29 protein-coding genes are annotated in these 22,318 nt (G+C 71.8%); 19 read left to right on the top strand and 10 right to left on the bottom strand.

The annotated features are described in order from the left end of the window. The first annotated feature begins 28 nt into the window (after nucleotides 1-28). From OG392_RS02000 to OG392_RS01990, 3 genes are read left to right on the top strand one after another with little or no spacing between them, the layout of a single operon-like run. Nucleotides 29-1,033 (top strand): proline racemase family protein, encoded by a 1,005-nt coding sequence (locus OG392_RS02000; RefSeq protein ID WP_329274834.1) that lies wholly within the window; start codon nucleotides 29-31, stop codon nucleotides 1,031-1,033. Continuing rightward, nucleotides 1,030-2,415, top strand: a complete 1,386-nt coding sequence (locus tag OG392_RS01995) for an aldehyde dehydrogenase family protein (protein ID WP_329274832.1) — start codon at nucleotides 1,030-1,032, stop codon at nucleotides 2,413-2,415. Before OG392_RS02000 ends, OG392_RS01995 begins: the two co-directional genes overlap by 4 nt. Nucleotides 2,416-2,462: 47 nt before the next feature. Continuing rightward, complete coding sequence (locus OG392_RS01990; RefSeq protein WP_329274830.1) at nucleotides 2,463-3,143, top strand: GntR family transcriptional regulator; 681 nt, start codon at nucleotides 2,463-2,465, stop codon at nucleotides 3,141-3,143. Between the two features lie 29 nt (nucleotides 3,144-3,172). On the opposite strand, the gene OG392_RS01985 is transcribed toward OG392_RS01990, so the two are convergent. Further along, nucleotides 3,173-3,808, bottom strand: coding sequence for a TetR/AcrR family transcriptional regulator (locus tag OG392_RS01985; RefSeq protein ID WP_329274828.1), 636 nt, complete (start codon nucleotides 3,806-3,808; stop codon nucleotides 3,173-3,175). Nucleotides 3,809-3,861: 53 nt separating this feature from the next. Between OG392_RS01985 and OG392_RS01980 the strand changes: the two genes are divergently transcribed. Continuing rightward, a complete protein-coding gene (locus tag OG392_RS01980; protein ID WP_329274826.1) occupies nucleotides 3,862-4,839 on the top strand; it encodes a GNAT family N-acetyltransferase in 978 nt (325 codons plus the stop codon). Between the two features lie 24 nt (nucleotides 4,840-4,863). Here OG392_RS01980 and OG392_RS01975 read toward each other — a convergent pair whose 3' ends face one another. The 3 genes from OG392_RS01975 to OG392_RS01965 all read right to left on the bottom strand — a co-directional run bounded on the left by OG392_RS01975 (nucleotide 4,864) and on the right by OG392_RS01965 (nucleotide 7,277). Then, nucleotides 4,864-5,253, bottom strand: a complete 390-nt coding sequence (locus OG392_RS01975) for a VOC family protein (protein WP_329274824.1) — start codon at nucleotides 5,251-5,253, stop codon at nucleotides 4,864-4,866. A gap of 271 nt (nucleotides 5,254-5,524) precedes the next feature. Next, nucleotides 5,525-5,914: an SMI1/KNR4 family protein gene (locus OG392_RS01970; protein ID WP_329274822.1), complete on the bottom strand. Its 390-nt coding sequence runs from the start codon at nucleotides 5,912-5,914 to the stop codon at nucleotides 5,525-5,527. 145 nt (nucleotides 5,915-6,059) lie between these two features. Further along, complete coding sequence (locus tag OG392_RS01965; protein WP_329274819.1) at nucleotides 6,060-7,277, bottom strand: MFS transporter; 1,218 nt, start codon at nucleotides 7,275-7,277, stop codon at nucleotides 6,060-6,062. A gap of 230 nt (nucleotides 7,278-7,507) precedes the next feature. Here OG392_RS01965 and OG392_RS01960 point away from each other — a divergent pair, with 230 nt between their 5' ends. The 4 genes from OG392_RS01960 (at nucleotide 7,508) to OG392_RS01945 (ending at nucleotide 10,114) form a co-directional block, all read left to right on the top strand. Next, a complete protein-coding gene (locus tag OG392_RS01960; RefSeq protein WP_329274817.1) occupies nucleotides 7,508-8,014 on the top strand; it encodes a MarR family winged helix-turn-helix transcriptional regulator in 507 nt (168 codons plus the stop codon). Nucleotides 8,015-8,191: 177 nt separating this feature from the next. Further along, nucleotides 8,192-8,683 (top strand): DUF2975 domain-containing protein, encoded by a 492-nt coding sequence (locus tag OG392_RS01955; RefSeq protein ID WP_329274816.1) that lies wholly within the window; start codon nucleotides 8,192-8,194, stop codon nucleotides 8,681-8,683. After that, on the top strand, nucleotides 8,683-8,904 hold the full coding sequence (locus OG392_RS01950; protein ID WP_329274812.1) for a helix-turn-helix domain-containing protein: 222 nt from the start codon (nucleotides 8,683-8,685) through the stop codon (nucleotides 8,902-8,904). The genes OG392_RS01955 and OG392_RS01950 overlap by 1 nt, the downstream gene beginning before the upstream one ends. A 97-nt stretch (nucleotides 8,905-9,001) precedes the next feature. Further along, a complete protein-coding gene (locus tag OG392_RS01945) occupies nucleotides 9,002-10,114 on the top strand; it encodes a PP2C family protein-serine/threonine phosphatase (RefSeq protein ID WP_329274809.1) in 1,113 nt (370 codons plus the stop codon). On the opposite strand, the gene OG392_RS01940 is transcribed toward OG392_RS01945, so the two are convergent. Continuing rightward, nucleotides 10,107-11,234 carry an NADH:flavin oxidoreductase gene (locus OG392_RS01940; RefSeq protein ID WP_329274806.1) on the bottom strand — a complete coding sequence of 376 codons (1,128 nt, stop codon included), beginning with the start codon at nucleotides 11,232-11,234 and terminating at the stop codon, nucleotides 10,107-10,109. The two genes, OG392_RS01945 and OG392_RS01940, sit on opposite strands and share 8 nt — an antisense overlap. 116 nt (nucleotides 11,235-11,350) lie before the next feature. Here OG392_RS01940 and OG392_RS01935 point away from each other — a divergent pair, with 116 nt between their 5' ends. Further along, nucleotides 11,351-11,785: a MarR family winged helix-turn-helix transcriptional regulator gene (locus OG392_RS01935; protein ID WP_329274803.1), complete on the top strand. Its 435-nt coding sequence runs from the start codon at nucleotides 11,351-11,353 to the stop codon at nucleotides 11,783-11,785. Nucleotides 11,786-11,844: 59 nt separating this feature from the next. On the opposite strand, the gene OG392_RS01930 is transcribed toward OG392_RS01935, so the two are convergent. Together OG392_RS01930 and OG392_RS01925 are read right to left on the bottom strand one after the other, a co-directional pair. Then, nucleotides 11,845-12,309 (bottom strand): VOC family protein, encoded by a 465-nt coding sequence (locus tag OG392_RS01930; RefSeq protein WP_329274801.1) that lies wholly within the window; start codon nucleotides 12,307-12,309, stop codon nucleotides 11,845-11,847. Between the two features lie 333 nt (nucleotides 12,310-12,642). Further along, nucleotides 12,643-12,900, bottom strand: a complete 258-nt coding sequence (locus tag OG392_RS01925; protein WP_329274798.1) for a WhiB family transcriptional regulator — start codon at nucleotides 12,898-12,900, stop codon at nucleotides 12,643-12,645. 139 nt (nucleotides 12,901-13,039) lie between these two features. Here OG392_RS01925 and OG392_RS01920 point away from each other — a divergent pair, with 139 nt between their 5' ends. The 7 genes from OG392_RS01920 (at nucleotide 13,040) to OG392_RS01890 (ending at nucleotide 18,334) form a co-directional block, all read left to right on the top strand. Next, nucleotides 13,040-13,870, top strand: a complete 831-nt coding sequence (locus tag OG392_RS01920) for a DUF1206 domain-containing protein (RefSeq protein WP_329274795.1) — start codon at nucleotides 13,040-13,042, stop codon at nucleotides 13,868-13,870. Nucleotides 13,871-14,095: 225 nt separating this feature from the next. Next, nucleotides 14,096-14,776: a HemK2/MTQ2 family protein methyltransferase gene (locus OG392_RS01915; protein WP_329274792.1), complete on the top strand. Its 681-nt coding sequence runs from the start codon at nucleotides 14,096-14,098 to the stop codon at nucleotides 14,774-14,776. Nucleotides 14,777-14,876: 100 nt separating this feature from the next. Next, nucleotides 14,877-15,065 (top strand): CDGSH iron-sulfur domain-containing protein, encoded by a 189-nt coding sequence (locus OG392_RS01910; protein WP_329274789.1) that lies wholly within the window; start codon nucleotides 14,877-14,879, stop codon nucleotides 15,063-15,065. Continuing rightward, a complete protein-coding gene (locus OG392_RS01905) occupies nucleotides 15,062-16,138 on the top strand; it encodes an iron-containing redox enzyme family protein (protein ID WP_329274787.1) in 1,077 nt (358 codons plus the stop codon). Before OG392_RS01910 ends, OG392_RS01905 begins: the two co-directional genes overlap by 4 nt. A gap of 150 nt (nucleotides 16,139-16,288) precedes the next feature. Then, nucleotides 16,289-16,777 carry a flavin reductase family protein gene (locus OG392_RS01900; RefSeq protein ID WP_329274784.1) on the top strand — a complete coding sequence of 163 codons (489 nt, stop codon included), beginning with the start codon at nucleotides 16,289-16,291 and terminating at the stop codon, nucleotides 16,775-16,777. Nucleotides 16,778-16,830: 53 nt separating this feature from the next. Then, complete coding sequence (locus OG392_RS01895) at nucleotides 16,831-17,796, top strand: LLM class F420-dependent oxidoreductase (RefSeq protein ID WP_329274782.1); 966 nt, start codon at nucleotides 16,831-16,833, stop codon at nucleotides 17,794-17,796. Between the two features lie 190 nt (nucleotides 17,797-17,986). Further along, on the top strand, nucleotides 17,987-18,334 hold the full coding sequence (locus OG392_RS01890; RefSeq protein WP_329274779.1) for a hypothetical protein: 348 nt from the start codon (nucleotides 17,987-17,989) through the stop codon (nucleotides 18,332-18,334). Between the two features lie 61 nt (nucleotides 18,335-18,395). Here the strand turns inward: OG392_RS01890 and OG392_RS01885 are convergent, their stop codons facing one another. The 3 genes from OG392_RS01885 to OG392_RS01875 all read right to left on the bottom strand — a co-directional run bounded on the left by OG392_RS01885 (nucleotide 18,396) and on the right by OG392_RS01875 (nucleotide 20,433). Further along, the gene (locus OG392_RS01885) at nucleotides 18,396-19,649 is read right to left on the bottom strand and encodes a PP2C family protein-serine/threonine phosphatase (RefSeq protein ID WP_329274777.1); all 1,254 of its coding nucleotides are present in this window, start codon (nucleotides 19,647-19,649) and stop codon (nucleotides 18,396-18,398) included. A 232-nt stretch (nucleotides 19,650-19,881) separates the two neighbouring features. Next, nucleotides 19,882-20,028 carry a hypothetical protein gene (locus tag OG392_RS01880; protein ID WP_266975921.1) on the bottom strand — a complete coding sequence of 49 codons (147 nt, stop codon included), beginning with the start codon at nucleotides 20,026-20,028 and terminating at the stop codon, nucleotides 19,882-19,884. 45 nt (nucleotides 20,029-20,073) lie between these two features. After that, nucleotides 20,074-20,433, bottom strand: coding sequence for a PRC-barrel domain containing protein (locus OG392_RS01875; protein WP_329274773.1), 360 nt, complete (start codon nucleotides 20,431-20,433; stop codon nucleotides 20,074-20,076). Between the two features lie 229 nt (nucleotides 20,434-20,662). Between OG392_RS01875 and OG392_RS01870 the strand changes: the two genes are divergently transcribed. From OG392_RS01870 to OG392_RS01860, 3 genes are all read left to right on the top strand, one after another. Beyond that, a complete protein-coding gene (locus tag OG392_RS01870) occupies nucleotides 20,663-20,887 on the top strand; it encodes a DUF6458 family protein (protein WP_329274771.1) in 225 nt (74 codons plus the stop codon). 61 nt (nucleotides 20,888-20,948) lie between these two features. Next, nucleotides 20,949-21,323, top strand: coding sequence for a PRC-barrel domain containing protein (locus OG392_RS01865; protein WP_329274769.1), 375 nt, complete (start codon nucleotides 20,949-20,951; stop codon nucleotides 21,321-21,323). A 189-nt stretch (nucleotides 21,324-21,512) separates the two neighbouring features. Continuing rightward, entirely contained in the window at nucleotides 21,513-21,905 is a 393-nt protein-coding gene (locus OG392_RS01860; RefSeq protein ID WP_329274767.1) for a hypothetical protein, read from the top strand. Nucleotides 21,906-22,318 lie beyond the last annotated feature (413 nt).

Below are 22,318 nucleotides of genomic sequence, written 5' to 3'. Positions count from 1 at the left end.
GACCACAGACCGGACCGAAAGGAACCCCGTGCGAACGCGTCATGTCTTCCACGCAGTCGACTCCCACACCGAGGGAATGCCCACCCGGGTCATCACCGGAGGTGTCGGTGTGATCCCCGGGGCCACCATGGCCGACCGCAGGCTCCACTTCATCGAGCACCTCGACCACCTCAGGACGCTCCTCATGTTCGAGCCGCGCGGACACGCGGCCATGAGCGGCGCCATCCTCCAGCCGCCCACCCGCCCCGACGCCGACTACGGCGTCCTCTACATCGAGGTGTCGGGACTCCTGCCGATGTGCGGCCACGGCACCATCGGCGTCGCCACCGTCCTCGTCGAGACCGGCATGGTGCCGGTCGTCGAACCGGTCACCACGGTCCGCCTGGACACCCCGGCCGGTCTCGTCTCCGTCGACGTCCAGGTGGAGGACGGCGCGGCGAAGTCCGCCACCTTCACCAACGTGCCCGCCTTCTCCGTGGGCCTGGACCGCGCGGTGGACGTGCCCGGCTTCGGCAAGGTCACCTACGACCTCGCGTTCGGCGGCAACTTCTACGCCTTCGTCGCACTCGACGACCTCGGGCTGCCCTTCGAACGCGACCGCAAGGACGACCTCCTCACCGCCGGACTCGCGATCATGGACGCGATCAACGCCTCCCCGGACCGACCCGTGCACCCCAGCCGCCCCGAGATCGCCGGACTGAAACACGTCTACCTCACGGCCCCCGGCTCCGACGCCACGTACTCGCGGCACGCGATGGCCATCCATCCCGGCTGGTTCGACCGTTCCCCCTGCGGCACCGGGACCAGCGCGCGCATGGCCCAGCTCCACGCACGGGGCGAACTCCCGCTCGACCGCGACTTCGTCAACGAGTCCTTCATCGGCACCCGGTTCACCGGCCGGCTCACCGCCGGGACGGAGGTCGGCGGCCTGCCCGCCGTCGTCCCCACCGTCACCGGACGCGCCTGGATCACCGGCACCGCCCAGTACTTCCTCGACCCGGACGACCCCTTCCCCGGAGGCTTCCTCCTGTGACCACCGACGTGACCACTCTCGTCTCGCACAATCCGGCCGACCCGACCGACGTGCTCGTACGCATCCCCGCCCCCGGCGCCTTCGCGGCCGCCGACGCGGTCGAGCGGGCCCGCGCCGCCCAGCCCGGCTGGCTGCGCGCCGGAGCCGCGGCCCGGTCGGCCGCACTCGGCGCCGTCGCCGCGGCTCTGGAAGCCGCGGCCGACGAGCTCGCCGCCCTCGCCGTACGCGAAGTGGGCAAGCCCCTCGCCGAGGCCAGGGCCGAGATCGCCCGCACGGTCGCGATCTGGCGCTACTACGCCCAGGCGCCCTTCGAGCCCACCGGCACCGTCCACGAGACCGCGGCGGGCCCCGGGCTGCTCCTGAACCGGCGCCGCCCCCATGGTGTGGCAGGCCTCGTCACGCCCTGGAACTTCCCCTTCGCCATCCCGAGCTGGAAGGCCGCCCCGGCGCTCGCGGTCGGCAACACGGTCGTCCTCAAGCCGGCCCCCGAGGCCACCGCGTGTGCCCAGCGACTCGCCGAGGTCGTCCGACAGGCCCTCCCGGACCATGTGTTCGCCGTCCTGCCGGGCGGTCCCACCGAGGGCAACGCCCTCGTCTCCGCCGCCGACGTCGTCTCCTTCACGGGCTCCACCCCCGTGGGCCGGGCCGTCGTCCGCGCGGCGACGGCCCGGGGCATCCCCGCACAGGCCGAGATGGGCGGTCTGAACGCGGCGATCGTCCTGCCCGACGCGGACATCGGGCAGGCCGCGGCCCACATCGCCGCCGCCGTCGCCGGGTTCGCCGGCCAGAAGTGCACCGCCACCAGCCGGATCGTCGCCGTCGGCGCCGCTCTCGAACCCCTGCGCGACGCGCTCTCGGAGGCCTTCCGGGCCGTCCGCGTCGGCGACCCCGCCGATCCGGGCACGGTGTGCGGGCCGCTCGTCCACGAGAGCGCGCGCGAGCGCGTGGTCGAGGCCTGGCAGGGGCTCCCCGTCCTCGCCGGCGCCACCGTCCCGACGACACCTGGCTGGTACGCGGCTCCGACCCTGGTCGAGAAGGTGCCGCCGGGGCACCGACTGCTCAACGAGGAGGTCTTCGGGCCCGTCGCCGCGCTGCTCCCCGCCGACGACCTCGCCCACGCTGTACGGATCACGAACTCCGTGCCGTACGGCCTCGTCACCTCGGTCCACACGTCCGACCTCGACGCGGCCCTGTACGGACTCGACCTCGTCGACACCGGCATGATCCGGATCAACGCCCCGTCCACCGGGGTCGACTTCCACCTGCCCTTCGGCGGGGCGAAGCAGTCCGGTCACGGTCCCCGCGAGCAGGGCAGAGCGGCCCTCGAGTTCTACACGTCCTCCCGGACGTACACCCTGGCACCCGCGGGCGCCGCGACGTGACATCGTACGGTGGTGACGCAGATCGAGCCGAAGGGATCACCACCTCCATGGGGCACCTGACCCAGCGCGACCTGAACGCCTCCCGGGAGCGGCTGCGCGACCAGGTCGCCCATGCCCTGCGCGCCGCACTGATCTCCGGGGAACTGCGGCCGGGCGTGGTGTACTCGGCCCCCACCCTGGCCGAGGACTTCGGGATCTCCGCCACTCCCGTGCGCGAGGCGATGCTCGACCTGGCCCGCGAAGGGCTGGTCGAGCCCGTCCGCAACAAGGGGTTCCGGGTCACCGAGGTCGACGAACGCGACCTCGACCAGTACACCGAGATCCGTGCGCTCATCGAGATCCCGACGGTCGGCCGCGTCACCCGGTCCGCCACCCGTGAGGACCTGGAGGCGCTGCGGCCGGTGGCCGCGGAGATCGTGCGCGCCGCCCGCGAGCACGACCTCATCGGCTATCTGGAGGCCGACCGGCTCTTCCACCTCACCCTGCTCGGCCTCGCGGGCAACGAGCGCCTCGTCGAGACCGTCGGCGACCTGCGCAAGCGGTCACGCCTGTACGGGCTGACCGCCCTCGACGAGAGCGGCGACCTCATCCCGTCGGCCGAGGAACACCTGGAACTCCTCGACCTCATGCTCGCCGGGGACGCCGAGGGCGCGGAGGCGTGCATGACCCGGCACCTGGGCCACGTCCGCTCCCTCTGGGCGAAGGGCGAGGGACCGGCCGAGGACTAGGCGTTCGCGTCACCACCCGGGCGGCCGAACTACCGGTGGCCGGGGGTCTGTCGGTCGGCGTCCGTGTCGGGGTGGGGCGGCGAGGCCGAGGCGAGGAAGTCGTCGAGCATCGCGGTCTGCGCCTCCTCGGGGAACCGGGCGGGGTCGAAGAGGGCCTGGACGACGAGGCCGTGTGTGAAGGCGACGGCGGTCGCGGCGAGTTGTTCCAGGTCGGTGCCGGCCGGGAGTTCGCCGAGGTCGCGTGCGGCTTCCAGGTGGGGGAGGAGGGTCGAGCGCAGCCTGGTGTAGCGGCCGGCCTGCTCCGCGGCGAGGCCCCCGTCCGCGAGGGAGAGGTCCCAGGAGCCGACCCAGATGCGGTTGCGGGCGGTGTCGCCGGGGGTCAGCGGCAGGATGTCCAGGAGCATGACGCGCACGGTGGCGAGGCCCGCGCCGGGACGGGCCCGGCGCGGGCGCTCCGCGGTGCGCTTCTCCAGCAGGTCCAGGGCGTGGGTGATCAGGGCCCGTTTGGTCGGGAAGTAGTGCATGAGCATCCCGGTCGAGACCCCCATCGCGGTCGCGACGGCGCGCAGGGTCAGCCCGCCGAACCCCTTGTCCGCGAGCACCTGCCACACGGTCTCGGATACGTCCTCGCGGCGGGCATCGCGGTCTCCAGGTGCGGGCGGCATGCTGCTAGCTTACGTACCGAACGCTTGTTACGTACCGAGGGAGCGATGCTCGTATGTTCACTCTGCCCATCGGCGAGCACGCTCGGCTGGGCCCCCTGGAGCCCTGGCGGGCGCCGGAGTTCCTCGCCCACATCGACCGCGCGCGGGAGACCGTCGACCCGTGGATCCCCTGGGCGACCTTCAGCACCGACCTGCCTTCTGCCACGGCCACCCTCCAGCGCTACGCCGACCGGCTGGCCGCCGACAACGGCGGGATCTTCGGCATCTGGCTGCACGGCACGCTGGTCGGCGGCGTCATGTTCACCCGTTTCGACAGCACGTCCGGGGTGAGCGAGATCGGCTGCTGGCTCGAGAAGGCGGGGGAGGGGCACGGTCTGGTGAACCGGGCCTGCCGGATCCTGATCGACTGGGCCTTCACCGAGCGGGGGATGAGCCGGGTCGAGTGGTGGGTAGCCGCACACAACGCCCGTAGCATCGGTGCCGCCCGCCGGCTCGGCATGACGCGCGACGGCGTGCTGCGCCGGCACTCGCCGTACCGGGGTGTGCGGCACGACATCGAGGTCTGGTCGGTCCTCTCCGAGGAGTGGCCGACCGCCGGGGAAGGGAACGCGTCCGGGGTCCAGGCGGAACTCGACCGGCTGATGGGTGTGTTCGTCGGCGCGTTCACCAACACCGGCGGCAGGCGACCCGACCTCGACGCCATCCGCGACGTGTTCATCCCGCAGGGGCGGATCATCGCCAACATCGGAGGCGAGCCGGTGATCTACGACCTCGACGCGTTCATCGAACCCCGTCGGAGGATGCTCACCGACGGGACTTTGACGGAGTTCTCCGAGCGGGAGGTCGCCGCGCGTACCGAGATCTTCGGATCGATCGCCCACCGGTTCAGCGAGTACCACAAGTCCGGCTACCGCGACGGCCGGTGGTTCGAGGGGTCCGGCCACAAGACCACCCAGTACCTCCTGACCCCGGCGGGGTGGAGGATGTCCTCGCTGGCCTGGGACGACGTGCCCGCGGCCGTCACCGGATGACCGGACCGCCCTCGGTGCGGTCGGCTACGAGGGCCGGCCGCCGTACGGCACGGTGATCAGCTCCATGAGGTGACCCGCCGGGTCGACGAAGTACACGCCGTGGCCGCCGTCATGGTGGTTGATCACGCCGGGCTGCTTCCGGTGCGGGTCGGCGTAGTGCTCGATGCCGTCCTGCCTGATCCGCGCGTACGCCGCGTCGAACTCCTCCTCGGAGACGAGGAAGGCGTAGTGCTGCGGGGTGATGCTGTCCGCGGGGATCGTGGCGAAGTCCAGCGTGACGTGGTTGCTCAGATCCACGGCGACGAACGGCCCCCACTCGCCGGTGATCTCCAGGCCCAGGAGGCTCGCGAAGAACTCCGCGGACTCCCGGTTGTCCCGGGCGTGGACGATCGTGTGGTTCAACTCGACTGACAAGGAATGCCTCCGAGGGCACCTCCCGACACCTCCGTGCCGCACCCGGTCGGGGACCGGCACGCGATGTCGCCGTAGATCCTGGGCGTCGCTGTCCGTGTCGCTGCTGTCCGGGTCGCCGCATTCCGTGCCAGGCGATCAGGCCTCTCCCAGTTTACGGCGCGGGCCGGGGGAGGCGCCGCTTCCCGTGAGCGGCTCGGTGCGGCAGGTGCGGCCCTTGCGTCCGGTGTGGACACTGCGGTCGGTCCGGCCGGGGGAGTCGGCGGGGGAGCGGCTAAGCGGTCTCGTCCCATTGCCATCCGGTGCGGGGGAAGTCTTCGAGCAGGGCCGAGAGCGACGTCGCCTGGTGGATGGCGGAGGACCAGTCCTCAGCGGAGACGTCGAGGGTCACCAGGACCGGGGTGGCCTGGCGGAAGTCGTAGACCAGCAGCTCGCGGCTTCCGTCCCCGCCGATCACGACGGCGCCGGGGAAGCGCTCCTGGAACTCACCGGCCTCGTTGGCGCCGATGAGCTCCTCCAGTGCGTCGATCACCAGGAAGTCGTCAGCGGGCGGAACGAACTGGCGCAGGCTCCCCGTGGTGCCCAGAAAGTCCCGGTAGTCCTGGGGGAACCGGACTCCGAAGTGCTTCTCGACCTGCGCGATCCGGTCTTCGCTCGAACCCATGAGGCCTTTCTACCTGGTCCGGTGAGGAGTGGTGAAGGGCGACAAGGACATCCGCCCCCCGTGCGCGGGCACGGAAGGCGGATGCGGGGACCGGGGCGATGCGTGGTGGTGGGGGGTGCGCTGCGGTGGCGGTACGGGGTGGGGTTCAGGCGCTGAGGGTGATGAGGGCGGCGATCGCCGGGCCGAAGGCGCCGCCGAGCTGGTAGCCGAGGTTGAACAGGCCGATGGCGGTGGGGCGCTGGGGGCTGGGAGCGGCCTGGGTGGCGTAGACCGCGAGGGTGGCCTGGCCGGCGCTGGTCGCGAGGACGGCGAGCGTCGCGGCCAGCAGGAGCAGCGGCGGCCAGGGGGTCAGGAGCGCGGTGAGCGGGGCCAGGGCGCCGACGGTGAGAAGGATGGTCAGGACGCGCGGGCGACCCCAGCGGGCCGCGGTGGCGGCCAGTGCCATGGAGAGCATGGAGCCGGTCAGGAGGGCGATCAGCTGGCCGGTGCCGATGGTGGAGGTGGCCCAGTCTGTCCGGTCGGTGAGCAGCTGCGGGACGGTGAAGAGGAGGGTGAAGTAGGAGGTGGAGACGGTGCAGGCGAGCAGGGTTGACAGGACGAACGTCTTGGTCCGCAGCAGTGAGGCCGGAACGAAGCCGGTGGGGTGGGTCCGGACGTGCAGGGTCAGCAGCGCGGCGGCGGCGAGGGAGGCGGCGATCGCGGGAAGCGGGAAGCGGGGGATGAGTACCAGGGCGGTGGCGAGGAGGACGAGGAGGGCGGCGCCGCGGCCGTCGAAGGGGGTGGTGTCGCGGGGGGCGGACAGGTCGGCGCGGCGTGCGACGGCCGGCAGGGCGAGGAGCGCGAGGGCTCCGACGGCGAGGGAGAGGCGCCAGGAGACCGCGCCGGCGACGGTGGAGCCGAGCAGCGGGCCGACGGCGCCGAGAATTCCGAAGCCCGCGGTGATCACGCCCATGCGGCGGACCGTTCCCGCCAGGCTCATGGCGGCGGTGATGAGGCCGGCGCCGCCTACCGCCTGGGCGGCGCGCCCTGCCATGGCGAGAGGGAGCCAGGGTGCCGCGGCGACGACCGCGGTGCCGGCCGTGATGAGGAGGGCGGCGAGCCGGAGGGTGACGCCCAGTCCCCGGCGGCGCAGGAGTCCCGCCATGAGGGGGGTGCCGACGGCGACGGCCCAGGCGAAGACGGTGACGAGCCAGGTTGCCGTGGAGGTGGGGACCCCGAAGGAGTCGGCCATGTCCGGGAGGATCAGGACAGGGCTGTTGGCGCTCGCGGCGAAGGGCGTGGCGAGCAGTGCGAGCCACAGGGCGGCGACGGGGCGGGCGGCCTGGGTGGGCTGGACGGGGCGGGTGCGGTCGAGCAGGGACACGGCGGACTCCGGAGGGGCGCGGGACGAGGTGGGGTGTGAGGTGCGCGGCGGTGCGGTGGCGCTCGGGCGGGGCCGGCTCGGGCCGAGCCGGTTCGGGCCGAGCCGGTTCGGGCATGGGATGCTCCTGTTGTTCAGCCTTGATAATCTCAACGTTGAAATAAAAGCAGCCCGACTCTCTCAACGTCAAGTGTCTTAACGTTGAGAGGATTTCCATGGAGAGGAGTACGGCGATGAGTGATGCCGTGGACGCGATCATCGGTCAGTGGGTCAAGGAGCGCCCGGACATCGCGGAGGACCTGTGGCCGGTGGAGCTCTTCGGGCGGATCCAGCGCCTGGCCCGGGTGATCGACAAGTCCGCGAAGGCCTCGGCGGCCGCGCACGGCGTGGAGCACGGGGAGTTCGACGTGCTGACCACGCTGCAGCGCTCGGGCCCGCCCTACGCCCTCACGGCAGGGGCCTTCCTGAAGGCCTCCATGGTCACCTCGGGTGCGATCACCAACCGGATCGACAGGATGGAGGCCAAGGGTCTGGTCGAGCGGGTCCGTGACGGTGAGGACCGCCGCACCATCAGGATCCGCCTCACCGAGCACGGTCACGAGGTCACCCGCGCCGCGTTCGCGGACCACCTGGAGAACTACGCGCGCCTGCTCGCGGACGTGGACCGCGACCTGGTCGCGAAGACGGGTGCCGGACTGCGTCAGGTACTGGAGGTGCTGGGCGACACCGGCATCGAGTGACGACCGGGTGTCGCGCGGACGTGCCACGCTCCGGCCGGGGTTGGCGGTGCGGCCCTCGGTGCGGCCTCTCGGGGGTGTGTCATCCGCCGCCCCGCCCCGCCCCGTGTGTAGCCCACCCCTTGCTGCATCTATCGAGATTCGATAGGTTCCCATCGTAAGTCGATTTAAGGGTGGGTCATGGGAAAGCTGACAGTGCGCGCGTTGCGCGCCGTGCTCGCGGTGGTGTTCGCCGGCGCCGTGGGCGTACAGATGTTGATGTTGTGGATGCTGGTCACAGGGAACGATCCCGAGGACGGGTCGATCCCCCTGACTCCGCTGCGGGTGATCGTGGTCCTGGGGATGGTGACGGCACAGGTCGCCCTGGCCTCTGTGTGGCGGCTGGTGGCGATGGTGCGACGCGGAACCGTGTTCTCCCACGCCGCCTTCCGGTACGTGGACAGAGTGATCGGCTCGATCGTGGCCGCCGCCGTCCTGTGGCTCGCTGTCACGATCATCAACGCGCCGGGTCAGCGGGAGGACCCGGGCGTCAGCGTCATCATGGGCGGGATCTCCCTGGCCGTCCTGGGGGTCGCGCTCGTCGTGCTCCTCCTGCGGATGCTGCTCGCCCAGGCGGTCGCGCGCGACGTCGAGGCCACCCGGATGCAGGCCGAGCTGGACGAGGTCATCTGATGGCGATCGTTGTCGACATCGACGTGATGCTGGCCAGGCGGAAGATGTCCGTGGGTGAGCTCGCCGGGCGCGTCGGCATCACGCCGGCCAACCTGGCGGTGCTCAAGAACGGCCGCGCCAAGGCGGTGCGCTTCGCGACGCTCGCGGCGCTCTGTGAGGTGCTCGAGTGCCAGCCGGGCGACCTGTTGCGCTGGGAGGCCGAAGGCGGCGCGGAGGGATGACGTCCCCGCGCGGGCGGACGTGACGCGCCCCGTACCTCCGGGGCCGGCCCTGTCTCCTGAGGCGCTGACTACCCCATATGTGGATATTCTGTCCGATGTGATCGAGTCTGGACGGCTACGGCTGAGCCGGCGCTTCGGCCCTGGGACGTTCGTGCGGCTGTCGCCGGTCATCCTGACCGTCGTCATCGCCTCACTGGCCTACAGCACTCCGCCGGAGATGGCGTTCAGCCGCCTCCTGCCCGCCGCACCGGCCCTGGCCGCCGCCATGTGGCCGGTTCTGCCCACCGTTCTGCTCGGCACCGTCTGCCTGGTGCTGATGATCGGCCTCAGCCTCGTCTTCCCCGACCTCGGAACGTGGTGGACGGTCGCCGGGATCATCGCCGTCACCGTCGCCGCGGCCTACGGAAGCCATGTACGGCTCCAGCGGGAACGGACCCTCCTCCAGGTACGGCTCGTCGCCGACGCCGCCCAGCAGGTGGTGCTGAGTCCGATGCCGCGCCGCTTCGGAAACGTCGAGATCGAGTCGCTGTACCTCGCGGCCGCCGCCGAGGCGCGCATCGGCGGCGACTTCTACGAGGCCGTCGACACGCCGTACGGCGTCAGGCTGCTCATCGGTGACGTCCGCGGCAAGGGCCTTCCCGCGGTGGGAGCGGCCGCGGCCATCGTCAACGCCTTCCGCGAGGCGGCCTACAGCGAGACGCGCATGGTCGACGTCGCCCGCAGGCTCGACGCCACCTGCACCCGGTACAACGGAGCCTTTCCCCCCGACGGGACGATGGAGCGCTTCGCCACCGCGCTCCTCGTCGACATCCCCGACGGCGCCGGGCGGATCGACGTCCTCAACTGCGGACACCCGCCCCCGCTGATCCTGAACCGCGCGACACTGCGCGTCGTCGAATCGCGGACCCCCTCGCCCCTGCTCAGCCTCGCCGATCTGCTCGGCGACCACTACAACGTCGACACCTGCGCCTTCGCCCCGGGTGACCTGCTGCTCCTCTACACCGACGGGATCGCCGAGGCCCGTGACCGTCGGGGCGAGTTCTTCCCGCTGGCCGCCTGGACGCGCCGACAGCCGCTCACACCACCCCGCGAACTCCTCACGGCGCTGCACCGTGATCTTCTTCGCTACACCCACGGGCAGCTCGACGACGACATCGCCGCGCTCGCCGTCCGCCTGGGGGAGACCGAACGAGAAGCAGAACCTAGCTGAGCGTCCGCACAGCGGCCGCGTCGTACGCCTTGAGCTCGTCGGTCCGGCCCGCCAGGACCTTCGCCGCCCACTCCGGGTCCTGGAGCAGCGCGCGGCCGATGGCGACCATGTCGAACTCGTCCCGATCCAGGCGGTCGAGGAGGTCGTCGATGCCCTGGACCGGGGCGCCCTCGCCCGCGAAGGCGTGGATGAAGTCGCCGTCGAGGCCGACCGAGCCGACGGTGATGGTGGGCCTGCCGGTGAGCTTCTTGGTCCAGCCCGCCAGGTTCAGGTCCGAACCCTCGAACTCGGGAATCCAGTGGCGGCGGGTGGAGGCGTGGAAGGCGTCGACGCCAGCCGCGGCGAGCGGGGCCAGGATCGCCTCCAGCTCCTGCGGGGTCTCGGCGAGCCGCGCGTCGTAGGCGTCCTGCTTCCACTGCGAGTAGCGGAAGATCACCGGGAACTCGGACGAGACGGACGCGCGGACCGCGCTCACGACCTCGGCCACGAACTTCGTACGGGCAACGGAGTCGCCGCCGTAGGCGTCGGTACGGCGGTTCGTCCCGGCCCACAGGAACTGGTCGAGGAGGTAGCCGTGGGCGCCGTGCAGCTCGACACCGTCGAATCCGATGCGCTCGGCGGCCGCGGCGGCCTCGGCGAAGGCGCCGATGACATCGTCCAGGTCGGCCTGGGTCATGGCCTTGCCCGTGCCCTCGGTGCCGTCGGGGCGGATTCCGGAGGGGCCCATCGCCGGTGCGTCGGCGTAGGGCGCCTGGCCCTGCTCGCGCACCATGCCGATGTGCCACAGCTGCGGGACGATCGTGCCGCCCGCCGCGTGCACGGCCTCGGCGACCTTCGCCCATCCCGCCAGCTGCTCCTCGCCGTGGAAGCGCGGCACACGGTCGCTCTGCCCGGCCGATTCATGGCCGACGTAGGTCCCCTCGGTGACGATCAGGCCCACGCCGGCGGCGGCGCGACGGGCGTAGTACGACCGCACGTCCTCGCCGGGGACTCCGCCGGGGGAGAACATGCGCGTCATCGGTGCCATCGCGATGCGGTTCGGGACGGTCAGGCCGTTCAGCGAGACGGGCCGGGACAGGATCTCGGCAGCGCGGGACGTGGGGGACGCGGTGACGGACACAGGGACGCTCCTCGTGGCGGTTACTTGACAACCTTGATGCTTGATAACTTCATGCAATGAGGGACGGTAGAGGGTGATGCTTGAGATAGTCAAGTATCTCCGGGTAGAGTGCCCTCATGACAGAAGCTCCCCGCGTCGACACGGCCCAGCTCATGGAACTGCTCTCCGTGTCGCTCGGCGTCTACTACGGCGATTTCACCGTCGCCGCGGCGAGCGAGAACCTCACGGCCAGCCAGGGCAAGGCCCTCACCGTGCTGCGCCGGGGACCCGCCGCGATGCGTTCCCTGGCCGAGACCATGACCTGCGACGCCTCCAACATGACCGGGATCATCGACCGGCTGGAGAAGCGGGGGCTGGTGCGCCGCGAGGCCGACGCCCTGGACCGGCGCGTCAAGAACGTCATCCTCACGGCCGAGGGCGAGCGCGTCACCGACGCGATCCGCGCGAGGATGAGCACCACGCAGGAGGGCCTGGACCAGCTCAGCGGCCAGGACCGGGACTCCCTGTACTCCCTGCTGGAGCGGGTCTTCGTCTCCCGGCCCGGCGTCTGACCCCCGGGGCCCCGGCCGCCTGGCGTCTCCGCGACGACGGCGCGGGGCACGTACGGCGACTACGACCCGTTCGGTCCTTCTTTTCGGCCGAGCTGCTCGGCCAGTCCGACGATGATGCCCTCCGGGCCGCGGACGTAGCAGAGCAGATAGCTGTCCTCGAACCGCGCGATCTCGCCCACGAGCGTGGCGCCGTGAGGCCGCAGACGGGCGACCGTGTCCTCGATGTCGTCGACGGCGAACATGACGCGGTGCGTGCCGAGGACGTTGTGCGGCCGGTCGCGCGGGCCGTCGCCGATCACCGCGGGGCTGCGGTACTTCGCCAGTTCGAGCCGGCTGTGCCCGTCGGGGGTCCGGACCATCGCGATCTCGCAGTGGACGCCTTCGAGCCCGGTGCACTGGTCGGCGAAGAGGCCCTTGACCTCGCCCCTGCCCTCCAGCTCCATGCCGAGTTCCACGAAGAACGCGACGGCCGCGTCCATGTCGTCGACGACGATGCCGACGTTGTCCATCCGCTGAATCGCCATGCCGGTGTCTCCCTCTGGTTGTGCGACCTGTCGGTGGCCGCTGATGACCCGGGGACGGAGCCGGTGGCACGTTCTCGACATCGGTGGACCGCCGATCTCCGACGAATCCGGATCGTGCCTCCGATCACGCTGATCGACCGAAGCACGACGTCCCCGCCGCCCCATGGTTCCCCCGACGATCCGCGGCGGGCCCGAGCCACGCGATTCCCGCGTGTCGGGGCTCGACAGGTCGGCCGGGCCGGCCGAAGGAACGGATGACCGGCGGGAATTTCTCGACACCGGACGTATGCCGGGAGCGGGGGCGGCGCGAACCGTGTCGAGGGGTCGGGTTCCTCACCGCGCCTTGACCAGACGGTTGCGCAGCCGGCGCTTCAGAGCGCGGCGTTCGTTCTCGTCGAGGCCGCCCCATACTCCCGTCACCTGGCGGGAGTCGTCCATGGCCCAGCGAAGACAGGCCTCCCGGACAGGGCAGCCTCGACAGACGTCCTTCGCCTTCTCGGTCTGGACGAGAGCGGGGGCGCCGGTCCCCACGGGGAAGAAGAGGTCGGGGTCGACGTTCTGGCAGGCGGCGGAGGTGCGCCAGCTGTCCATGTCATTCCTCCTGTCTACGGGGCGGAGTGCCGTTCCTTTCGGCTGACCGGTCGGCGGCACTTGAAACACTGTCAGTCGCGCGAGTACGCCTTCGTTTCGGGGGCACCCGAAGGTTCCGACCCGAAGGGAGTGACCGTTCATGACCACAGGAGAGTCGTTCACGACGACCGCGAGAAGAGCGCACCGCGCACAGGTCGTACGAGCGGGTGCTCGCGCCGGCTTCGTGGCGCGTGGAGTGCTGTACCTGCTCGTCGGAGCGTTGGCCGTACGCATCGGCCTGACGGGTACGAGCGAGCAGGCCGACCGGGGCGGGGCCCTTGAGGAGGTCGTCTCGACGCCGTTCGGGTCCGTCCTGCTCTGGGCCCTCGGCATCGGCCTGGCCGGCATGGCCTTGTGGAGGCTGTCGGAGGCGCTCTTCGGAGCCGCCGGACCGAAGGGCGATCGAGCAGGCAAGCGCGCTCTGTCCGGTGGCCGGTTCGTCTTCTACGCGGTCTCCGCCTTCTTCGTCCTGTCCTTCGCGGTGGGTGACCGGGGCAGCGGCGCGGGCTCGACCGACAAGCAGAGCCATGACCTCACGAGCCGCCTGCTGGCGCTGCCCGGCGGGCCGTGGTGGGTGGGCGCGGTGGCCGCGGGCGTTCTGGGCGCGGGGCTGTGGATAGCCGGCCGGGCCGTGCTGCGGAAGTACCGCAAGCATCTGGAGCGCCAGCGGATGTCCCGGCTGCAGCGCCGTTTCATGGACGTGTCGGGCATCGCCGGCGGCGTCGGCCGCGGGCTCGTGTTCGCCGCGGTCGGGCTGTTCGGCCTGAAGGCGTCGATCGAGTCCGATCCGGGAGAGGCCAAGGGGATGGACGACGCGCTGCGCTCGTTCGCGCAGACCCCGGCAGGCCCGTGGCTTCTGATCGCCGTGGCTGTCGGCCTGGTGCTCTTCGGTGTCTTCTCCTTCGGCCAGTCCAAGTGGCGCGAGGTCTGACCGGTCGGCACCGGCCGGCGGAGCCGACGTCAGGGGCCGACCGGCTGCACCGGTCGGCGGCACCCGGCCGGCGCGTCACTCCTCGTGTCCGCCCGCTCCGCCTGCGCCGATAGATCGCGACAGCAGGGATGAGCCGCCCCGCACGGGGCAGTCGCAGGGAGCAGCCGGCCGGAGCCGTCGCGCCCCCCGACCGGCCCCGACGACCGTCGATCATGGAGGTGTTCCGTGTCCGCTACAGCTCTGTCCCTGGGCGCCCTGCCAGGCGGTCTGATCGCGCTGCCCGGCGTCTACCGGCCGCAGGCGGACACGCTTCTGCTCGCCCACGCCCTGGCCCAGGAGGACCTCGGGCCGGGGACCGAGGTGCTGGAGATCGGTACGGGCACCGGCGCGGTCGCCCTCGACGCGGCGCGGCGACGGGCGAGGGTCACCGCGGTCGACGTCTCGTGGCCCGCCGTCCTCACCGCCCGCCTGAACGCCCTGCGCCACCGACTGCCCCTGCGCGTCGTCCACGGTGACTTCGCGGCGCGCAGCGGGGGCCGCCGCTTCGACCTCGTCGTATCGAATCCGCCGTATGTGCCGGCACCGGACGTCCTGCTGCCCTCGCGGGGGCCGGAACGGGCCTGGGACGCCGGCCCGGACGGGCGGAGTGTCATCGATCGCATCTGCGAGAGCGCTCCGGCGCTGCTGCGGCCCGGCGGGGTCCTGCTGCTGGTCCATTCCCAGATGTGCGGGGCCCAGGAGACCGTCGACCGCCTGACCGGGGCGGGCATGGACGCGGACGTCACGGCCAGGGCCTCGGTGCCCTGGGGGCCCGTCCTGCGCTCGCGCCGGTCCTGGCTGGCTCGGACGGGCCTGGCGACGGAGGCCGAGGACAGGGAAGAGCTGGTGGTCATCCGTGCACGCTGACTCCCGGAACAGCCCGGGCAGCCCGGGCGACCCCCGGAACGCCCCCGGCCCGACCCGCGCGGACGCGCCCGCCCGCCGGTCCGCCAAGGCGCAGAGGGACGTGCGAGGACCTGATCTGGTCGAGGGGCCGGTCGAGATCGTCCTCGACGACGGAACGGTCGCCCGTTCCGAGCGCTTCGTGGTCGCTCTCTGCACCTGCCGCCGCAGTCGCATCTACCCGTGGTGCGACACCAGCCACCGCCCCCGCGAGCGCGCGGTCCCGCCCTCCGAGGACAGGAGCCCCACATGACAGCCTCGCTCACGAGCACCCCGAGCACCCCGAGCACCAGGGCGACGAAGGCCACCGCGTCCACCGGGGACGCCCGTCTTGTCGAGCCGCGCGGCACCCTGTCCGCCGCCGTCACGGAGGCCCTTCGGGCGAACGCCGCTCCGGCCCACCGCCCGGGCGCCGTGCTGTCGGCGGACCCCTGGGGCGAGGACCTCCAGCTGGCGCTCCACCTCCTCTACGAGCTCCACTACCGAGGCTTCGACGGTGTGGACGACGACCGCGAATGGGATCCGGAACTGCTGCGGCTGCGCCTGGACCTCGAATCGCGCTTCCTGCACGCCCTGGGCACCGAGCTGTCCGACGCCCCCCGAACCGTCGAGGAGGCCTTCGCCCCGCTCCTCGTCGAACCCCTGGACTCCGGCGGTCTCAGCCACCACCTCGAACGCGAGGGCGAGCTGTGGCAGCTGCGGGAGTACGCGGCCCTTCGTTCGCTCTACCACCTCAAGGAAGCCGATCCGCATGTCTGGGTGATCCCTCGGCTGCGAGGCCGCGCCAAGGCCGCGATGGCCGCCATCGAGTACGACGAGTTCGGCGCGGGCCGCCCCGACCGGATCCACGCCCGCCTCTACGCCGACCTCATGGTGGACCTCGGCCTCGACCCCGCGTACGGCCGCTACCTGGACCAGGCTCCCGCGCCGCTGCTCGCCACCCTCAACCTGATGTCCCTCTTCGGGCTCCACCGTTCCCACCGCGGTCTCCTGGTGGGTCACTTCGCGTGCGTCGAGGTGACCTCCTCACCCGGCTCCAGGCGACTCGCCAAGGCGATGCGCCGCTGCGGTGCGGGCCGGGCCGCCGCCCACTTCTACGACGAGCACGTCGAGGCGGACGCCGTGCACGAACAGGTCGTGCGCCATGAGGTCATCGGCGGCCTGCTCGCCGACGAGCCGTCCCTGGAAGCCGACATCGCCTTCGGCTGCGCGGCCACCGTCCTTCTGGAGGACCGCCTCGCGGAGCACATCGGCGCGGCCTGGGCCGAAGGGCGCAGCGCGCTGCGCACGCCCCTGCCCGGACGGGCCGGGCCGCGGGCCGAATGAGGGCTGAGGGACGGTGAACACGACGAACCGGCCCGACGGAGGCCGGTGCGTCCGCGCTCCGCTGCGGGAACGAGCCTCGCAGGCCGGCCGGACGCGTCACCACGATCTCGTCGGGGCCCGGTGTTCCCGGCGGAACCCTCAGGAGGCGCTGTGACGGACGCGGACCCCTTCACCGACGCGTTCGACGGCCCGATGTACGTCGTGACGGTCGCGTCCGGCGGGCAGCGGGCGGGCTGCCTGGTGGGGTTCGCCTCGCAGTGTTCCATCGACCCGCCGAGGTTCGCCGTGTGGCTGTCGGTCGCCAACCACACCTACCGCGTCGCCTGCACGGCCGAACACCTCACCGTGCACCTGCTCCACCGTGACGACCGGGCGCTGGCGGAGCTCTTCGGAGAGGAGACGGGCGACCGGGTCGACAAGTTTGCGACGATCGACTGGCGGCCGGGAGTGGGAGACAGCCCGGTCCTCGATGAGCTGCGCACCTGGTTCACCGGCCGGATCGAGGGGCGGATCGAGGGCGGCGACCACGTGGGATTCCTCCTTGCGCCCGTGGACGTCTGCCCGCCGGCCGCGGGCCCGCCACCCGTGCTCCTCCGCTACCGGGAGTTGAGAGATCTCGACCCGGGGCACCCGGCCTGAGGCGGCGGCCGGTGCGGACGTTTCAGGCAGCCCGCAGCGGAAAGCCGCCCGACATGGTGCGTTTCGGATACACGATGATGACCGAGCAGGCCGGACCGCGGGATCTGGTCGACCACGTGGTGGAAGCGGAGCGGGCGGGTTTCGACTTCGCCGTCATCTCCGACCACTCCTTTCCCTGGCTGGAGTCCCAAGGGCACGCGCCGTACGCGTGGAGCGTACTGGGCGCCGCCGCGCAGGCGACCTCCAGGATCCCGCTCATGACCTACGTGACCTGCCCGACGTTCCGCTACCACCCCGCGGTGGTCGCCCAGAAGGCGGCCACGATGCAGCTCCTCTCCCAGGGGCGCTTCCGGCTGGGCCTGGGGTCGGGCGAGAACCTCAACGAGCACATCGTCGGCGCGGGCTGGCCCGCCGCCCGCGTCCGCCTGGAGATGCTCGAGGAATCCGTGGGCATCATCCGTTCCCTGTTCGCCGGCGGATACGTCAGCCACCACGGCCGCCACTTCGACGTCGAGAACGCCAGGATCTGGGACCTCCCCGACGATCCGCCCCCGATCGGGATCGCCGCCTCCGGAGACCGCTCCTGCGAGCTGGCCGGACTGCACGGCGACCTCCTCGTCGCCACCGAGCCGAAGCGCGAGCTGGTGACCGCGTTCGGCGCGTACGGAGGCTCCGGCAAACCGTGCGTGGGCCAGCTCCCGGTCTCCTACGACCCCGATCACGAGGCGGCGGTGGCCCGGGCGCACGATCAGTTCCGCTGGGCGCTCGGGGGCTGGAGGATCAACGCCGAGCTCCCCGGCCCGGTCGCCTTCGACCAGGCCGCGCGGCACACCAGGCCCCAGGACGTCGCGGATGCCGTCCCCTGCGGCGACGACGTGGACGCCTTCGTCGACGCGGTACGCCCCTACACCGACGCCGGATTCACCGAGGTCTGCCTGATCCAGATCGGCGGCGACCAGCAGGAACCCTTCCTGCGCTGGGCGGAGGCCAAGCTTCTGCCGGCGCTGCGGCAGCTGTGAGAAGCGCTCCTCCCGGCGCACAGTCCTGGCCGACGTGCCTGCCTGCCGGCGTTCCGGCGTCCGTGGCCTCATCTTCTGTGTGACGAGATGCCATAGGGGACATCCGGGTGGCTTTCTCCCTGGTGCGCAACGGGTCGACATGCCCCCGTCGTCGTCATGTGCACGTTGCACGACGACTGAGGAGACGCTCATGACCGAGTTCCAGGCGCTCACCACGGCTCCGCGCGCACTGTTGGATCTCGACCCGTACCGCTTCCCTGCCGCGCATGACATCGACGACCGGACCGGGGAGACCTCGGCGGCCTTCGGCATCATGGACTACGACGACGACCGGGAGTCGGAGCCCGTGGCCTCGGGCGGCTTGTCCGGCCGTCTCCGGCCGGCCGACCGCCGTCGGCTGGAGCTGCACGCCGCCCTCACCGCGGCGGGCGTCGCACCCCTGCCGGGCGATCTCGACGCCATCGAGGTGCTGTGCGCCCTGGACGAGACCACCCACAGCGCGCTCCGGCGCTGGCTCGACCGGTCCGGCACACACTGACACCCACGAGAGACGGCCGGTCGCCCCGTGCGCCAGGCTCGGTGCCCCGGTACGGGCGGGTTCATCGGCGCCCAGGATGCCACTCGGTGAGGAGCAGGGTGGCGTCGTCGCTCAGGCGCTGGTTCTGGTGCACGAGAATCTGCTCGATCAGGCGGCGCAGGGCTTCGGGGGCGGGGAGACCGTCGGTCAGGGCACGGACGACGGCGTCGGCCAGGCGTTGTTCGCCGAACAGGTCACCGGTGCCGGACCGGGCGTCGGTGACGCCGTCGGTGAACAGCAGCAGCCGGTCGCCGGGCTGTAGATGGGCGCTGTGGACGCGCGGGGGCGGAAGGTCGTACCCGGTCAGCCCGAGGGGCGGACGGGGGGCGCGGTCGAGTGCGCCGGTCACCACACGGCGGTCACGGATCAGCAGCGGCGGAGGATGGCCGCAGTTGATCCAGTCCAGCCGGCCGGTGGAGGTGTCGAGGTCGGCGATGACGCAGGTCAGCAAGCGCCCCGGGATCCAGCGGTCCAAGGTGCGGTCGATCCCCACGGCGATGTCGTCGAGGCGGCCGCCCGCGCGTCGGGCGGAACGACAGGCGGCCAGCGCCATGGCACTGCAGCCGCCGGACGCGAGGTCGTGGCCCATGGCGTCCAGAAGCGTCAGGTGCAGCACGTCCCCGGCCAGGCTGTGGTCGTACGCGTCCCCGCCCACCTCGTACGCGGGTTCCAGGACGGCGCTGGAGCTCACCACCGCGGTGCCGATCGTGCGCGGGGGCAGGAACGCCCACAGCAACTCGGCCTGCACGCTCATCGGCCGGGTGCGCATGGTCTGGGCCAGAAGGTCGCTGTACTGCTCCTTCGTCGCCAGGATCATCGCGAGCAGGTCGGCGAAGGCCTCGCACCGGCGCAGGAGGCGCGCGTCGAGTTCCGGCGCGGTCACGCGCAGCACCCCCACGCGGCCGATGCCGTCCACCACCGGGATCCAGCCGGTCCGTTCGGTGCCGGTGCCGCCGCGGCCGCCGTCGGCGGCGTCCGGCCGGCCCACCTGCACCGTCTCGGTGCGGTAGGCGCGCCCGGCGAGCGAGTTCTCGATGGGCAGCGTCTCCGAGTCCGCGGTCCCGCCGTCGGCGTCGTATCCACGCCCCTGCTCCGAATGGGGCAGGGCGACCAGATCGCGCTGCTGCAGGTCGGCCACGTAGACGCGGGCAGCGGAGAGCCCCAGGCGCCGTCCGGCGTCCCGCACGAGGTCGGGGATCGCTCGGGGCGCGAGACGGTGGGACGACGCCAGCACGTCGGCCAGGACCGAGCCCAGGGTGTCCTCCTCCACCGGCATCAGCCTTCCTCTCGCCGCAGGTCGCCGGGGCCGACCCCGGTGACCCGCTCATCATGCGCCGGAGCGCCGCCGATCGAGCGCGGCGCCGCGCGTGACCGGCCGATTCCACGAGACCGGCTCAGGAGCCTTCCCGCGCCGCGTCCGGCGGCCGGGGGCGGACGCGGCGACGCCCCACGCGGTCCACCGCGCGGGGCGTCGTTCCCGTACCCGGCCGGGCCGGGGTGAGCAGCCGTCAGCGGTGGCCGCGCAGCTTGGTGAGGAGGCGCTGCACCTGGGTGCGCCTGCGGGGGTCGGCGGCGGCCCGGCGTACGGACGCCGCGGCGCTACGGCCCTGAGGGCTGTGGGCGAATCGCTTGATACGGGTCAGCAGTGCGCTCATGGTTCTCTCCTTGGATCGGAAGGCGGACGCTCCTGCGGGGATCGCCTATCGGAAGAACGCCAGGTAGTAGTCGACGAGCCCCATCCGGTGCGGCTGCTCGTCGTCCGATACGTGGTCGGGGCCGGGTTCGAACTGCGGGGCCTCCTCGATCTGCTGCTTGGAGCAGCCGATGTGGAGTCTCTCCGTACCGGGGTCGACCGCGGTCACGACCCCCGCCGGGACGATGACGCGCCTGCCGGGGATCCAGGGAGCCGTGTCCACCACCACGTGCGCGCGGCCGGCCGTGGGCTCGTGCGTGTCGACCGTGCCCGCGAACCCGTCCGTGGCCTCGACCCGGTAACCGATCAGGTCGAGACGTGCCGCGGGGGCAGCTGTCTGCCCGTAGGTCCAGATGTCGTGTGCCATGGTTTCCTTCGTTCCGTCGAGGGCGAGTGCCACCGGGCTTCGTGTGCTGTCACTCCGTGTTGCCCGTCGCCGCCGTCTCACACCAGCGGGATCCGGCGGATCCGCGGGATGCCCGCCCACGCCGTCCGACGGGGGCGCGACCCGACCGGCGCCCGGGGGAAGAGCGGAATGAACGCCTGAGGGCCGGGTACGCGGACGCTGTCCAACCCGTTTGGGAGGGAGCACAATCATGGGTCTGGGACTGTTCATCATCATGATCGCCGTCGGAGCGATCCTCACGTTCGCGTCCGACTGGGAGCTCGAAGCGATCGACCTCGATCTGGTCGGCCTGATTCTCATGGCGGTCGGCTTCCTCGGAACCGCCGTGTACACGAGCGTCCTTCGCCGCCGCCGGATGGTGGTCCCGCCCGTGGCCCCCACGGTCACCGACGACGACCGGCGTGACCTGCTCTGAGGCACACGCGGATGCCGGTGCCGTGACGCCCACGACGTACAGAGACAGAGGAGTGACAGCGATGAACGATCGCATCTGGTCCTACAGCACGGAGTCCGGCCACCTGGCGGGCATCGACCTCGTCGGATGGCGGGTCGAGGCGGCCGACGGCCACATCGGCAAGGTGGACAAGCACTCCGACGAGGTCGACGACGCCTATCTCGTGGTGGACACGGGTGTCTGGATCTTCGGCAAGGAGGCGCTGATCCCGGCGAGCGCGGTGACCCGCGTGGACCTGGAGGACTACACGGTCCACCTCGCCCTGTCCAAGGAACAAGTGAAGGACGCACCCGAGTTCGTCTCCGACAAGCACCTCGCGGACCGGCAGTACCGTGAGGAGATCACCCAGTACTACCGCACCGGCGGACCCTTCTCGGGCGGCACCGGCGCCATCTGACGAGCCGCGGCCCGGGCTCCCCCTCAGGGACGTACGAACGGCGTGGGCCGGACAGAACGTGTCCGGCCCACGCCGTTCCCACGTCCGCGGCGGCGGGTCCCGCCGCGCGCCACCACCACGGGACACGAGGAGACCGTCCGGTACGAGGCACCAGGTTTACCGCGGTCGCATCCGGTGAGACGGGCTCGCATGAGTGCTTCGGAGAAGAGCGGAAAGAACCAGTTCCCCTGGACCGGGCCGCACGCCGTGCCGGACTACCCCGGGATGGCGCACGACGCCGAGAGGGGTGAGACGTCCGACCCCGGCATTTCGGAGGCGTACGGCCCCGAGGCGGTGGAGGTCCACCTGGACCTGGGGGAGCTGCGTGCCGTTCCGGCTCCGTTGCCCGAGGCCCGTACGGCCGTGCGGGTCGATACCGGCGCCGGGGACACGCTGTGGACCGCCGTGCGCGCCCACAGGGCGGTGACGGCGGGTGCCGCCGCGGGCACGGTGGCCGCGCTCGCCCTCGCGTACGCGCTGGGACGGCGGACGCGGCGAAGGGACCTGGGGCCGGTGGCCCGGCTCCTCGAACGCCGTTTCTGAGGGCCGAGGAGCCCCGCCCGGCCCCGACGCCGCGTACACCCGAATCCTGTCCCTCCGCCTCCTGGCCCTTCCGAGGCGGCACCGCCGGCCGCAGGTCTCCGTCGTCCACCTGCGACGGAGGCGATCCTCTGGCACGAACGAGCCCGGCACTCCCCGTTCGGAGCGTGCCGGGCTCGTCCGCGCGCCCGGGGGCCCGGCGCCGCGTCGTCGCGAGGCCCCGGGCGAACCGGGCCGACGGCGTGTTCCGGCCGCATGACGCGGCACCGCCCTCCTCTTGGCGATCACGTAGGGGTAGTGTCGTCATCATTGCCGTACGGCAACCATCGTGGTCGGAGTCGTCCTGGGGGAGCGGGCGTCCGGCTCGGTGACCGGGACCGAACGGTCCGTAAGCGGAAGCCTGTTGGGAACGAGGA

The sequence above is a fragment of the Streptomyces sp. NBC_00691 genome, assembly GCF_036226665.1.
Lineage (GTDB): Bacteria > Actinomycetota > Actinomycetes > Streptomycetales > Streptomycetaceae > Streptomyces.
Note: the sequence above shows the minus strand (reverse complement) of the source record. Positions and strands in the feature narration are given on the sequence as shown.

What these genes read in the sequence shown, in the direction of transcription:
- OG392_RS01990 (WP_329274830.1), top strand. Translation starts at nt 2,463, where the DNA reads ATGGGGCACCTGACCCAGCGCGACCTGAACGCCTCCCGGGAGCGGCTG.
- OG392_RS01985 (WP_329274828.1), bottom strand. Translation starts at nt 3,808, where the DNA reads ATGCCGCCCGCACCTGGAGACCGCGATGCCCGCCGCGAGGACGTATCC.
- OG392_RS01980 (WP_329274826.1), top strand. Translation starts at nt 3,862, where the DNA reads ATGTTCACTCTGCCCATCGGCGAGCACGCTCGGCTGGGCCCCCTGGAG.
- OG392_RS01970 (WP_329274822.1), bottom strand. Translation starts at nt 5,914, where the DNA reads ATGGGTTCGAGCGAAGACCGGATCGCGCAGGTCGAGAAGCACTTCGGA.
- OG392_RS01960 (WP_329274817.1), top strand. Translation starts at nt 7,508, where the DNA reads ATGAGTGATGCCGTGGACGCGATCATCGGTCAGTGGGTCAAGGAGCGC.
- OG392_RS01955 (WP_329274816.1), top strand. Translation starts at nt 8,192, where the DNA reads ATGGGAAAGCTGACAGTGCGCGCGTTGCGCGCCGTGCTCGCGGTGGTG.
- OG392_RS01950 (WP_329274812.1), top strand. Translation starts at nt 8,683, where the DNA reads ATGGCGATCGTTGTCGACATCGACGTGATGCTGGCCAGGCGGAAGATG.
- OG392_RS01935 (WP_329274803.1), top strand. Translation starts at nt 11,351, where the DNA reads ATGACAGAAGCTCCCCGCGTCGACACGGCCCAGCTCATGGAACTGCTC.
- OG392_RS01930 (WP_329274801.1), bottom strand. Translation starts at nt 12,309, where the DNA reads ATGGCGATTCAGCGGATGGACAACGTCGGCATCGTCGTCGACGACATG.
- OG392_RS01925 (WP_329274798.1), bottom strand. Translation starts at nt 12,900, where the DNA reads ATGGACAGCTGGCGCACCTCCGCCGCCTGCCAGAACGTCGACCCCGAC.
- OG392_RS01920 (WP_329274795.1), top strand. Translation starts at nt 13,040, where the DNA reads ATGACCACAGGAGAGTCGTTCACGACGACCGCGAGAAGAGCGCACCGC.
- OG392_RS01905 (WP_329274787.1), top strand. Translation starts at nt 15,062, where the DNA reads ATGACAGCCTCGCTCACGAGCACCCCGAGCACCCCGAGCACCAGGGCG.
- OG392_RS01895 (WP_329274782.1), top strand. Translation starts at nt 16,831, where the DNA reads ATGGTGCGTTTCGGATACACGATGATGACCGAGCAGGCCGGACCGCGG.
- OG392_RS01890 (WP_329274779.1), top strand. Translation starts at nt 17,987, where the DNA reads ATGACCGAGTTCCAGGCGCTCACCACGGCTCCGCGCGCACTGTTGGAT.
- OG392_RS01885 (WP_329274777.1), bottom strand. Translation starts at nt 19,649, where the DNA reads ATGCCGGTGGAGGAGGACACCCTGGGCTCGGTCCTGGCCGACGTGCTG.
- OG392_RS01880 (WP_266975921.1), bottom strand. Translation starts at nt 20,028, where the DNA reads ATGAGCGCACTGCTGACCCGTATCAAGCGATTCGCCCACAGCCCTCAG.
- OG392_RS01875 (WP_329274773.1), bottom strand. Translation starts at nt 20,433, where the DNA reads ATGGCACACGACATCTGGACCTACGGGCAGACAGCTGCCCCCGCGGCA.
- OG392_RS01870 (WP_329274771.1), top strand. Translation starts at nt 20,663, where the DNA reads ATGGGTCTGGGACTGTTCATCATCATGATCGCCGTCGGAGCGATCCTC.
- OG392_RS01865 (WP_329274769.1), top strand. Translation starts at nt 20,949, where the DNA reads ATGAACGATCGCATCTGGTCCTACAGCACGGAGTCCGGCCACCTGGCG.
- OG392_RS01860 (WP_329274767.1), top strand. Translation starts at nt 21,513, where the DNA reads ATGAGTGCTTCGGAGAAGAGCGGAAAGAACCAGTTCCCCTGGACCGGG.